We start from the raw sequence: 12,826 nt of genomic DNA on the forward strand, positions 1-12,826 counted from the left end.
AAAATATATTGCATACTTTCGCTATGCAGTATAAAATCAAAGTTCAGGGGAATATTGAGACTGTGGTTCTTTTGTCCCAATTGTAACAAAAGCCGGATGATTATATTAATGTCACAATTGAACTTGATAATGTGGATATAACATCTGCAGAGACTAAGGCTACATATGATGAGATAAAGAAGTATGTGGCTGAACATAATGCCGGCATGAAGGTTTCCAATCTGTATATTTCGCAGGTAAAGAGAAAATGCGGAATTGAGGTTGGAAAAACTTTACGCGTTGCAACGAGGAGAATAGTTAATAAAGAGAGGCGCATATGCTATGCCAGGTATACTTGTGGTTGAAGATGATGAAAATTTAAATCGTGGAATTACATTTTCGCTGAAAAAATCCGGATATGAGGTTTTTTCAGCAGAATCAGTGAAAAAAGCGAAAAGAATTGCAAGTGATAATAATGTGGATGTTACCATTTGTGATGTGAATCTTCCGGATGGGAATGGACTGGAATTTGTAAGGTGGATGAGATGCAATTATAATACATACATTATTTGTCTTACAGCACTAGATCAGGAGATGGATCAGGTCATGGGATATGAAGCTGGGGCAGATGATTATATTACAAAGCCGTTTAGTCTTTCGGTACTTCTTTTGAAAATAGAAGCACATTTCCGTCGCAGACAGGAGAAAACGGAAGCCGGAAAGATGATTTCGGGAGATATCGTATTTATCGCAGGAGAAATGAAAGTCCTGATAAAGAGTCGTGAAATCAGTCTGACAAAAACGGAGTTGAAAATGCTGACTTTTTTTCTTCAGAATCCGAAACAGATTCTTTCAAAAACACAAATATTGGAAAATGTGTTTGATCTGGAAGGGGATTTTGTGGATGAAAATACAATCGCTGTCAATATCAGAAGACTCCGTGAGAAAATCGAAGACAATCCGGCTGCACCGGTCTATATAAAGAATATCAGAGGTCTTGGGTATATATGGAATCAGGAGGTAAGGCAGTGACAAAGAGATATCGCAAGAAGATTACAGTAGTGCTCTCCCTGGTATTACCTGTCATATTATTGTTTGCAATATTAAATTGCTTTACCACGTATGTGTTTTATGAAGATTATAAATATAAAATGAATCTTATGACAGAGATTGCTGCAAAGGAAGAATTTTCCGGGCTGGATGCTGTTTCGGAATTGCTTAAGGATAAGGATATTGAAACGAACGAACAGGGAAGGCGATTATTGGAGCAATATGGATACTGGGGGAATAAAGGGAATGCATTTTATTCGCAATTCCGGCATCAGGTTATGGTGACCGGTGCTGTAAGCACTGTGATATGCGTGCTCCTTTTGACTTTTTTACTTTATTGGAAGAAAAAAGAAGATGCGTGTCATCAGAAAATTTTAGACCGGTTGGAAGAAATTCTGATCAGATTCCGTGAAAATAAATTTGATGATTTACTGAAAACGGAAAATCATGCAGAACTGGAAAAATTGAATGACCAGCTTGAAGCAATCGGACATCATATTCAGTTGATAAAGGAAGAAGCAAGGGCAGAAAAGGAGAACACGAAAGAAATGGTTTCTGATATTTCTCACCAGTTAAAGACACCGGTTGCAGCTTTGGATACATGTTTTAGTGTGCTGATGCAGAATGACTTAAGTGCCACAGAACAGGAGGAGTTTCGTATCCGTTGTCGGAGTGCTCTGGATGGACTGGAGACATTATTGCAGTCGCTTCTTGAAATATCCAAGATGGAAACTGGACTGATTCAGATTAATAAGAAAAAACTTCCGCTTATGGATACTGTCATATCTGCTGTGAACCGCACTTATCCCAAAGCGGATGAGAAAGAGATTGAATTCGTTTTTGACTATGCAAAAGAGCTGGAAACATGCACGATTATGCAGGATAAAAGGTGGCTTGGTGAAGCTGTGATCAACGTTCTGGATAATGCAATCAAGTACAGTCCGTGTGGTTCAAAAATATTTATCCGGTTACAAAAAAGAAACGATCTTGTAAGAATGGAAATTGAGGATCAGGGAATTGGTATTCCGCAGAATGAGTATCACAAAATTTTTCAACGATTTTACCGAGGAAGTTCCAAGGAGGTCATGGAAAAGAGTGGTACAGGAATCGGACTTTTTCTATCGAGAGAAATTATCGAAAAACACGCAGGTACGATTACGGTAACCTCCGGCAAAAAGAAAAAAGGAAGCATGTTTGTGATTCAATTACCATATGTTGGTTAAATTTTAAGTGAGCAGAAATCTTACAATTCTGTAAGACTTCTGCTTGTTTTTTGAAAGTGAAATGAAAGATTATCCTGATACAATTTGGATGTAGGTTGAGAATGACCAAATATATAAACAGGCAAAGAAAGTGTGCTGAAAAGGTACACTTTACAGAATTGAAAAGGAGGCAACACATGAGTGTGATATTAGAAACCAAGCAGCTTTGTAAATTTTATGGCGCGGGTGAGAATCAGGTCAAAGCGGTCAATCAGGTGGACATTCAGATTGAGCAGGGAGAATTTGTCGCAATTGTTGGAAAGTCAGGTTCCGGTAAAAGTACATTACTTCATATGCTTGGAGGGCTTGATACTCCGACAAAAGGCAGTGTTACTTTAGCAGGGAAAGATTTATACAGGATGAAGGAAGATGCCCTTGCTGTTTTCCGCAGAAGAAAAATCGGATTTGTTTTTCAGGCATTTAATCTGGTTTCATCTGTTAATGTCTGGGAAAATATTGTACTGCCACTGGGGCTGGATGGAAGAAAAGTGGATGAAGCGTATGTAAATGATATTATTGCAACTCTGGGGATTGAAAAGAGGATTTACAATCTGCCAAATCAGTTATCCGGAGGACAGCAGCAGAGAGTGGCAATTGCAAGAGCACTGGTGAATCGTCCGGAAATTATATTTGCAGATGAGCCGACAGGAAATCTTGATTCCAAGACCAGTGATGAGGTAATCGCCCTGCTTAAGATGACAGCAAAAAAATATGGACAGACAATTGTAATGATTACCCATGATGACGAAATTGCACAGGTCGCTGATCGTATTCTGGTAATTGAGGACGGACAGGTGGTGGATTTCAGATGAAGACAATAAGCAGGATTGCATATAGCAATGACAAAAAGAACAAGACAAGAAGTATACTGATTATGATGTCCATATGTCTGACTACGATGCTGCTTGTGATTATCAGTACTGTGGGAAATGGAATGATCCGTTTACAGAAAAGTCAGGCGGCAGGCTCATATGGAAGCAATTATGGTTTGTTTGTTGCAGCAGATGCCTCGCAGTTAAAAGAAGTAAACCGCCGTGCGGAGATAGATGCTACAGGCACTATGTGCACCGAAGGTATCATAAAAGGCAACGAAAACGGTGGTTTTGTCTGCATGGATGAGACTGCAAGAAAAATGCTTCCCTATAATAAGGAATATGAGTTAAAGGAAGGAAAGTATCCGGGGGGAACGCAGGAAATTGCCGCAGGAAGAGCATTTTTTCGTTCAATGGGATATGATGATGTAAAGGTCGGAGATACGGTTACATTGGATTACCGCGCAGGGATGCAGTCAGAATATAAGCCGGAAGAATTTGTTGTCAGCGGAATCCTATATGACCGGGATGAGTATACCATCGAGGCATCTTATGTTGCTTTCGGGTCACAGGAGTTTTATGATGAGCACGTCGCAGAGAATGACAGACAGTATAATATTTATTTTACTTTAAATGATTCTGCAAATGTATCTATGAATAATATTGATTCGGTTATAAAGCAGATTGCAGCAGCTTGTGGGATCGAAGAAAAAAACGTTATAGTCAATGATCTCTATTTGCAATGGGTCTTGCAGCCGAGTTATGAAACGATTGCGGTATGCGGGGTTTTGATTCTTGCAATTGTACTTTTCTCTGTTGTGGTCATTTATAATATTTTTCAGGTCGGTATTGCCAACAAGATACAGGAGTATGGAAAAATCAAGGCTCTGGGAGCGACAAAAAAGCAGATGAAACAACTGATCTTCAGAGAGGGCATTTTTTTGACATTTTTTTCAATACCGGTTGGATTGCTTTTTGGCTTTCTGATTGCAAAATGCGGTTTTAACTGGCTGGTAGAACAGGGGAACCTTGTATCAACCGGAACTGGCTCTATGGGAGTTCAAAATCAGCAGGTGCCTCTGTTTTCCCTGCCTGTTATGCTTTTCTGTATTTTCGTATCATTTCTTACCGTTGCTTTGGCACTGCGTAAACCAATGAAAATTGTTTCACGGATTTCACCTATCGAAGCAACACGGTATTTAGAAAATGCAGAAACACAAAAAAAAGGAAAACGAAATGGCAGAAAAAATGTCACCGTGTTTTCTATGGCAATGGCAAATGTAACGGGTAATCCCAAAAGAACTATTGGTACTATCCTCACAATGGGTTTTTCTTGCGTATTGTTTGTGATTATCTCTAATTATGTGGGAAATATTGACACGAAGCATGAAGCACGTCTTTCCGTTAATCATGGACAATTTGAACTGCAGCTTGACTATTCTGCTGAGTATGATGAAAGATATCCAGAGAATAATCTGGATACGATTCTGACGGATGATCCATTGAATGATTCGCTGATTGAAGAAATCAAAAGCATTCCGGGAGTAACAGATGTCATGACGAGAGAGATTGTCTCTGTAAATCTGAACGGAACAAGATTTCCGGCTGCTATTGTGAGTAAAAATGATTTTGATTTTATGCGTCAGGACGGGGATATTGGATCTATGGACTATGATCAGGCGGTAAAGAATGGTGATATTTTCTTTGGCTGGTCAACGTGGATGGAACAAGATGGATATGCTCCGGGTGAATCCATTGCATTTGACTTTGAGAATGGAAGTGGAACCTATACCTATCAGGGAAAGATTGCAGGATCTTTTGTAAGTGCGGACACTTATCTTGTCATTCCGGAAGGTGTATATCGTTCCATGAATCTGAGAGGAACAGCCTATGGCTATTTGTGGGTGGACTGTGATAAAAAAGATGTGGCATCTGTAGAACAAAGTCTGAATACTTTGATTTCTAATACTTCGCATATAAAAATGGATACTTATCATGCACAGTTACAATCTGCCGAATTTGCAAGCAGCATGATGAAGCTTGGCTGTTATCTGTTTATGGCGGTTGTAGGACTCATCGGGTTTATGAATATGGCGAATACCATGATCATGAATATTACGACAAAAAAGCAGGAATATGGTATATTACAGGCTGTGGGTATGACAAATAAACAATTAAATTTATGCCTGCAGTTACAGGGACTGATTTTTACGGTTGGCACCATATGCGTAGCTTTGATCATTGGTCTGCCGCTCGGCTATACACTTTTTTCCTATGCAAAACATAATGGAATATTTGGAATGAATATCTACCATGTTCCAATCGTACCAATTTTTATTATGATTTTTTTGGTCGGTCTGTTGCAGATTGTACTTTCCTGCGTTTTAAGCAGTAATCTGAAAAAGGAAACGCTGGTTGAAAGAATAAGGTATCAGGGATAGCAAGTAATATGTAGTGAACTAGGTCTTAACGAAGAGGAGAAATAGATAACTTCCAATTTGTATGTATGGTAAATCTAAACTGTATTTTAGCAATATTTCCTGAGTGGGGGCAGAAAGCGCCCCCACACCCACGTGAAAATATAATTGCAGGCGATTACATTTTAGCAGATACGCAAGCGTTTCTGAGTAAGCGTCACAGACAACAAAATAAGAAAATTTTGATAAGGCATATCACTGGAATAAGTGAGTGTTTTTTTTGTTTTCAAATATTCAATTAACTGAAAAAGTAAAAAAGTTTTCCTCAGGGGCTGTAAAAATACCTTTCAGCGTTTCGTATTAATGAAAGGGTATTTTTTGCAGGAAAAATAAAAAATTTTCATCAAGAACCTGTGTTTATGCCCTTCATCTTTTATATATGTGTAAGAACATTTTTTAGCCGGCATAAAAATGATTTTTACAACAGTTAGAAACAGAAATGAGGCGAGAAAAGAATGAAATATGAATACATGAAGGAGTCAGAGCAGATGATTCAGTACTTCCGGTTCCCGAAGTTTTTGCTAAAACTGCGAATCTCTCAAACTGCAAAATTCCTTTATATGATTTTGTATGACCGGGCGCGGATATCGAGAAAGAATAGCTGGATAGACAAGTATGGAAACGTTTATCTGATATTTCCAATAGATGAATTGTCTGTTCAAATCGGCAAATGCAAATCTTCTGTAAAAACAACATTGAAGGAATTAGATGATGAGGGATTATTGGTTCGCAGATTCGGTGGATTTTCAAAACATAATCATTTATATGTAAAAATTCCATCTGATGAGATAGGTTTACAGCCAGTTGACAATAAGGCGGTTGAAAAGATGGCGATAACAGAGTCAGAAAAGCAACCATCATCTAGCCGAAAAAATGGCTGTGCAGGAGTCGGAAATGTGGCACCTAGTAAAGTAACTGAGAAATATAAAAGAAATAAATATTATGAAGTAAATTAAGGTAGTTTAATATGGAAGTGGGATGACGCTCTGGCTTAGGCTGGAGTGTTTTTTCTGTGGAAAAGACATAAAAAAAATATTATAATAGAAAAGAAAATTTAAGAAAAACGGAGGAGTTAGGAAAATGAAATCCAAATCTGGAAATAAGAAATTATGGATAGCAATTATTGTTTTCGTACTGATGATAGCCGGAGCAATCGGCAATCATTCGGATAATAAGAAAGAAAATCCTGGCAGGGAAAGTTCCGCTGCCACAGAATCGCAGGCTGCAACAGAAACTGAGACCAGTACCAATACAGAGCCGGACGGTGATACGGAGGATTTTGTTACCGAGGGAGTCATCAGTAATACCTATAAGACAGATAGCAGTTCCGCCGGACAGATGCAGGTGCATTTCATAGATGTAGGGCAGGGCGATGCTGCCTTGATAGCTTGTGATGGTCATTACATGCTGATAGATGCCGGAAATAATGACAAAGGCACAGCAGTGCAGTCTTATCTTATGAGTCAGGGTGTAGAGAAACTGGATTATGTCATAGGAACACATCCGGATGCAGACCATATTGGCGGACTGGATGTAGTAATTTATAAATTTGACTGCGATACAATTATCATGCCGGATGTGGCAAATGACACCAGAACTTATGATGATGTGGTGCAGGCAATGAAGTCCAAGGGCTATCAGACCACTTATCCGGTGGTAGGAGAGACCTATACCCTTGGAGGAGCAACCTTTACCATTGTGGCGCCAAATGCAGACTATGGAAATGACATGAACGACTGGTCGGTGGGTGTGCTGGTGCAGAATGGCAACAACCGTTTCCTCTTTACCGGAGATGCAGAAGAAAAAGCGGAAGAGGACATTTTAAGTAATGGAATTGATGTTTCCGCAGATGTCTATGCAGCGGCGCATCATGGAAGCAAAACAGCCACAAGTCAGGCATTTTTGGATAAGGTATCACCAACTTATGTGGTAATCAGTGCCGGTGAAGGCAATAAATACGGACATCCTCATGCAGAGGTGCTGAACTGTCTGCGGGCAGCCGGCATATCCGTGTTTCGTACCGATGAACAGGGTACGATTGTAGCCACGTCAGATGGAAATGATATCACCTGGAACTGCTCTCCATCAGAAAGCTGGAAAGCAGGAGAACCTACCGGAAGCAGTGATAGTACAGCAAATAATTCCACAGCAGACAGCACTACATCATCAGGCAGCAGTGATGCAGGTATAGTTGCAGATGCATCCGGCAGTTCAAATAGTGACAGCAGTTCCGTTATGGTACATATTACAGACACCGGTTCAAAATATCATTCGGCAGGCTGCTCGTATTTGAAAAAGAGTGACCATGAGGTGACTTTGTCAGAGGCGAAGAACATGGGTTTGACACCATGCTCAAGATGTAACCCGCCACAGTAATGAGAAAAACTAATCGCCAAGCCCCTTGCACTTTTTATAGGATTAGTATACAATGATTTGAGTTAGAAACAACTAACTTCGTGCGAATCATAGGGACTTCTTTAGAATATGGAGACGAAAATATCCGTATTCACCGGAAGAAATATTCTTCCGGGAGGCAGAGTCCTGTATTTGACAAAATATGAAGAGGAACTGCACCGAGCTTCAAAGTTATAAACTTCCAAAAGCTGGCACGGAATATACCGCAGAGCAGTTAATCGTACTCCTATAGATAAATGATATTCTTTAACAAACGTCAAAGAAGCTGCAGTACGGCAGCTTCTTTTGGCGTACCGGGAAAATGGAAGGGTGGTTATTATAGAGGGAAAAAGAAAAAATGCATAAAAAATGGATAAATATGCATCAAACTTAGTGACTATTTGTTTTGCGAAAAAGGTTGAAAAAACCTTCCCGATATGGTAGAATTTTTACAATTTAGGTAGCCTGTGCAGGTTTGGTGCATTTTTTATGCAAAAGGAAGGAAAAAGAGATGACTGACTCTTTTTTTTTGCGCAGGTATCGGAAGAATAGAAAGGACAGGGTGAACAAATGAAAGCTTTTCTTATATTGGAAGATGGCAATGTATTTACCGGAACCAGCATCGGTTCAACACGGGAAGTCATCAGTGAAATCGTATTTAATACGTCGATGACAGGGTATTTAGAGGTACTGACAGATCCATCTTATGCAGGACAGGCGGTAGTAATGACATATCCGTTAATTGGAAATTATGGAATTACACCGGATATGGAGTCAGGACGTCCATGGGTAGATGGATATATCGTAAGAGAATTATCCAGAATGCCAAGTAATTTCCGTTGTGAAGGAACCATTCAGGATTTTCTGAAAAAATACGATATACCGGGAATTGCAGGAATTGATACCAGAGCATTAACCAAGCTCTTACGTGAAAAGGGAACAATGAATGGAATGATTACAACAGATGAGAATTACAATCTGGATGAGATTATTCCAAAATTAAAGGCTTACACCACAGGAAATGTGGTAGATAAAGTAACCTGTGAAGAGAAAAGCGTATTGCCTGGAAAGGGCAAAAAAGTAGCACTGTTAGACCTTGGTGCTAAGAGAAACATCGCCCAGTCATTAAATAAAAGAGGCTGTGAAGTTACCGTTTATCCGGCACACACCACAGCAGAAGAAATTTTAAGCACCAATCCGGACGGAATCATGTTAAGTAATGGACCTGGAGACCCGAAGGAGTGCAAGGAGATTATTGCAGAGATTCGTAAATTATATGAATCCGACACACCGATTTTTGCAATCTGCTTGGGACATCAGCTGATGGCACTTGCAACCGGTGCAGACACATATCATTTGAAATATGGTCATCGTGGAGGAAATCATCCGGTTAAGGATTTAAAGACCAACCGTGTATACATTTCCAGCCAGAACCATGGTTATGCAGTAGATACCAATACCCTGGATGAGAAAATTGCAAAACCGGCATTTGTAAATGTAAACGATGGAACCAACGAAGGATTAGAGTATGTCGGAAAGAACATTTTTACCGTACAGTTCCATCCGGAAGCATGTCCGGGACCACAGGATTCTGCTTACCTTTTTGACCGTTTTATTGAGATGATGGGAGGAACGAAATAATGCCTAAGAATAAAGATATTAAAAAAGTATTAGTAATTGGTTCAGGTCCGATTGTCATTGGACAGGCTGCAGAGTTTGACTATGCAGGAACACAGGCATGTCGTTCTTTAAAAGAAGAAGGAATCGAAGTTGTTCTGGTAAACTCCAATCCTGCTACCATTATGACAGATAAGGATATTGCAGATGAAGTTTATATCGAGCCATTAACTGCAAAAGTATTAGAGCAGATTATCATAAAAGAAAAACCGGACAGCGTCCTTCCTACCTTAGGTGGACAGGCAGGCCTTAACCTTGGTATGGAGTTAGCAGAATCCGGATTCTTAGAGAAACATGGTGTCAAACTGATTGGTACAACTGCTGAGACAATTTTTAAGGCTGAGGATCGTCAGGCATTTAAAGATACCATGGAAAAAATCGGTGAGCCATGTGCACCATCCCAGGTAGTACACAATGTAGAAGATGGTATCAAATTTACCAATACCATCGGATATCCGGTTGTACTTCGTCCTGCTTATACCTTAGGAGGAAGCGGCGGCGGAATCGCACATAATGAGACAGAGCTTATCGACATCTTATCCAACGGACTTCGTCTGAGCCGTGTCGGAGAAGTACTGGTAGAACGTTGTATCGCAGGCTGGAAAGAAATCGAGTACGAAGTAATGCGTGATGCCAATGGAAACTGTATTACTGTATGTAATATGGAAAACATTGACCCGGTTGGTGTACATACCGGAGACTCTATCGTAGTAGCACCTTCCCAGACATTAGGTGATAAAGAGTACCAGATGCTGCGTACTTCTGCACTTAATATCATTTCCGAATTAAATATTACCGGTGGATGTAACGTACAGTACGCACTGCATCCGGAAACCTTCGAATATTGTGTTATCGAGGTTAATCCTCGTGTATCCCGTTCTTCTGCATTAGCATCCAAAGCAACCGGATATCCGATTGCAAAAGTTGCTGCAAAGATTGCACTGGGCTATACCTTAGATGAAATCAAGAATGCAATTACCGGAAAGACATATGCAAGTTTTGAGCCGATGTTAGACTACTGCGTAGTAAAAATCCCAAGACTTCCATTTGATAAATTCATCACTGCAAAACGTACGTTAACAACACAGATGAAAGCAACCGGAGAAGTTATGAGTATCTGCAATAACTTTGAAGGTGCCCTGATGAAAGCAATCCGTTCCTTAGAGCAGCATGTAGACAGTCTTTTATCCTATGACTTCAGCAAACTTTCTGATGAGGAATTACAGGAGCAGTTACATGTAGTAGATGACCGCAGAATCTGGGTTATTGCAGAAGCACTGCGCCGTGGCGTATCTTATGATAAAATTCATGAGATTACAAAGATTGATAAATGGTTTATTGACAAACTGGCTATCTTAGTTGAGATGGAGCAGGATTTAAAGACAAAACCACTTACCGTAGAGCTTTTAAAAGAAGCAAAACGTATGGAATTCCCGGATAAAGTCATTGCAGAACTTACCGGAAAGAGTGAAAAAGAAATTCATGACATGCGTTACGAAAATGGTATCGTAGCAGCCTTTAAGATGGTTGATACCTGTGCAGCAGAGTTTGAAGCATCCACTCCATATTACTATTCCGTATTTGGCAGTGAAAACGAAGCAGAAGAGACAACACCGAAGAAGAAAGTTCTGGTATTAGGTTCCGGTCCAATCCGTATCGGACAGGGTATCGAGTTCGACTACTGTTCTGTACACAGCACCTGGGCTTTTGCCAAGGAAGGCTGGGAGACAGTTATCGTAAATAACAACCCGGAGACCGTATCAACAGACTTTGATATTGCAGATAAACTGTATTTTGAGCCGCTGACACCGGAAGATGTTGAGGCAATTGTAAAATTAGAAAAACCGGACGGAGCTGTAGTTCAGTTCGGTGGACAGACCGCAATCAAGCTGACCGAAAGCTTAATGAAGATGGGTGTCAAGATTCTTGGAACCAAGGCAGAAGATGTAGATGCTGCCGAGGACAGAGAGCTCTTTGATGAAATCTTAGAGAAGACCGGAATCCCAAGAGCAGCAGGCGGAACTGTATTTACTGCAGAGGAAGCAAAAGAAGTTGCACACCGTCTGGGTTATCCGGTACTGGTTCGTCCTTCCTATGTATTGGGCGGACAGGGTATGAAGATTGCATACAATGATGAAGAGATTGAAGAATTTATCGGAATCATCAACCGTATTGCGCAGGATCACCCGATTCTGGTTGATAAATACCTGATGGGTAAGGAAATCGAAGTAGATGCCGTATGCGATGGTACAGATATTTTAATTCCAGGTATCATGGAGCATATCGAGCGTACCGGAGTACATTCCGGAGACAGTATTTCCGTATATCCGGCACCGACCATCAGTGATGAAGTAAGAGAAATGCTGGTAGAATATACCAAGCGTTTGGCTCAGGCATTACATGTAGTGGGACTGATTAATATCCAGTTTATCGTAATGGACGAGCAGGTATATGTTATCGAAGTAAATCCACGTTCCTCAAGAACGGTACCATATATCAGTAAAGTTACCGGTATCCCAATCGTAGACCTGGCAACCAAGGTTATCATTGGAAATACCATCAAAGGAATGGGCTACACACCGGGACTTGCACCAACCGCAGATTATATCGCAATCAAGATGCCGGTATTCTCCTTCGAGAAACTGCGTGGAGCAGAAATCAGCCTTGGACCGGAAATGAAGTCCACCGGAGAATGCTTAGGAATTGCCAAGACCTTTGATGAAGCTTTATATAAAGCTTTCTTAGGAGCAGGTGTTCAGCTTCCGAAATATAAGCAGATGATTATGACGGTAAAAGATGCGGACAAGCCGGAAGCAGTCGGTGTAGCAAAACGTTTTGCAGCCTTAGGCTACAAGATTTATGCAACCAGAAGTACTGCAAAATATTTACAGGAGCATGGTGTAGATGCACTGCGTGTCAATAAGATTACCCAGGAGTCACCAAATGTTATGGACTTAATCTTAGGCCATAAGATTGACCTTGTCATCGACACACCGACCCAGGGAAATGGTGATAAGAACCGTGACGGATTCCTGATTCGTCGTAATGCAATTGAGACCGGCGTATACTGTATCACAGCAATGGATACAGCCAATGCACTGGCAACCAGCTTGGAAAATGCCCAGTCAGAGCTTACTCTGGTAGATATTGCAACCGTGAAGAATATTTAAGAGAA

8 protein-coding genes and 1 pseudogene are annotated in these 12,826 nt (G+C 40.5%); all 9 read left to right on the forward strand.

Translation table 11 applies throughout. The features are described 5' to 3' along the window. Window positions 1-50 precede the first annotated feature (50 nt). A pseudogene (locus DWY37_RS16410) lies at window positions 51-269 on the forward strand (23S rRNA (uracil-5-)-methyltransferase RumA); the annotation flags it as partial. Between the two features lie 52 nt (window positions 270-321). Next, entirely contained in the window at window positions 322-1,011 is a 690-nt protein-coding gene (locus DWY37_RS10780; protein WP_008120506.1) for a response regulator transcription factor, read from the forward strand. Then, window positions 987-2,252: a sensor histidine kinase gene (locus DWY37_RS10785; protein ID WP_118541770.1), complete on the forward strand. Its 1,266-nt coding sequence runs from the start codon at window positions 987-989 to the stop codon at window positions 2,250-2,252. The genes DWY37_RS10780 and DWY37_RS10785 overlap by 25 nt, the downstream gene beginning before the upstream one ends. A 176-nt stretch (window positions 2,253-2,428) precedes the next feature. Beyond that, complete coding sequence (locus tag DWY37_RS10790) at window positions 2,429-3,103, forward strand: ABC transporter ATP-binding protein (RefSeq protein WP_015520995.1); 675 nt, start codon at window positions 2,429-2,431, stop codon at window positions 3,101-3,103. After that, entirely contained in the window at window positions 3,100-5,544 is a 2,445-nt protein-coding gene (locus DWY37_RS10795; protein WP_118541772.1) for an ABC transporter permease, read from the forward strand. The genes DWY37_RS10790 and DWY37_RS10795 overlap by 4 nt, the downstream gene beginning before the upstream one ends. 491 nt (window positions 5,545-6,035) lie before the next feature. After that, window positions 6,036-6,536 carry a replication initiator protein A gene (locus DWY37_RS10805; RefSeq protein ID WP_118057129.1) on the forward strand — a complete coding sequence of 167 codons (501 nt, stop codon included), beginning with the start codon at window positions 6,036-6,038 and terminating at the stop codon, window positions 6,534-6,536. Window positions 6,537-6,660: 124 nt separating this feature from the next. Continuing rightward, window positions 6,661-7,956 (forward strand): ComEC/Rec2 family competence protein, encoded by a 1,296-nt coding sequence (locus DWY37_RS10810; RefSeq protein WP_118541774.1) that lies wholly within the window; start codon window positions 6,661-6,663, stop codon window positions 7,954-7,956. 588 nt (window positions 7,957-8,544) lie between these two features. Further along, window positions 8,545-9,615, forward strand: coding sequence for a carbamoyl phosphate synthase small subunit (locus DWY37_RS10815; protein WP_022243003.1), 1,071 nt, complete (start codon window positions 8,545-8,547; stop codon window positions 9,613-9,615). Then, window positions 9,615-12,821: a carbamoyl-phosphate synthase large subunit gene (gene carB, locus DWY37_RS10820; RefSeq protein ID WP_118541776.1), complete on the forward strand. Its 3,207-nt coding sequence runs from the start codon at window positions 9,615-9,617 to the stop codon at window positions 12,819-12,821. Before DWY37_RS10815 ends, carB begins: the two co-directional genes overlap by 1 nt. Window positions 12,822-12,826: the final 5 nt, after the last annotated feature.

Origin of the sequence: Roseburia sp. AF25-13LB, assembly GCF_003478915.1 — a bacterium.
Taxonomy (GTDB): Bacteria; Bacillota; Clostridia; order Lachnospirales; family Lachnospiraceae; genus Roseburia_C; species Roseburia_C amylophila.

Coding starts and splice junctions, on each gene's coding strand:
- DWY37_RS10780 (WP_008120506.1), top strand. CDS start 322: ATGCCAGGTATACTTGTGGTTGAAGATGATGAAAATTTAAATCGTGGA.
- DWY37_RS10785 (WP_118541770.1), top strand. CDS start 987: ATGGAATCAGGAGGTAAGGCAGTGACAAAGAGATATCGCAAGAAGATT.
- DWY37_RS10790 (WP_015520995.1), top strand. CDS start 2,429: ATGAGTGTGATATTAGAAACCAAGCAGCTTTGTAAATTTTATGGCGCG.
- DWY37_RS10795 (WP_118541772.1), top strand. CDS start 3,100: ATGAAGACAATAAGCAGGATTGCATATAGCAATGACAAAAAGAACAAG.
- DWY37_RS10805 (WP_118057129.1), top strand. CDS start 6,036: ATGAAATATGAATACATGAAGGAGTCAGAGCAGATGATTCAGTACTTC.
- DWY37_RS10810 (WP_118541774.1), top strand. CDS start 6,661: ATGAAATCCAAATCTGGAAATAAGAAATTATGGATAGCAATTATTGTT.
- DWY37_RS10815 (WP_022243003.1), top strand. CDS start 8,545: ATGAAAGCTTTTCTTATATTGGAAGATGGCAATGTATTTACCGGAACC.
- carB (WP_118541776.1), top strand. CDS start 9,615: ATGCCTAAGAATAAAGATATTAAAAAAGTATTAGTAATTGGTTCAGGT.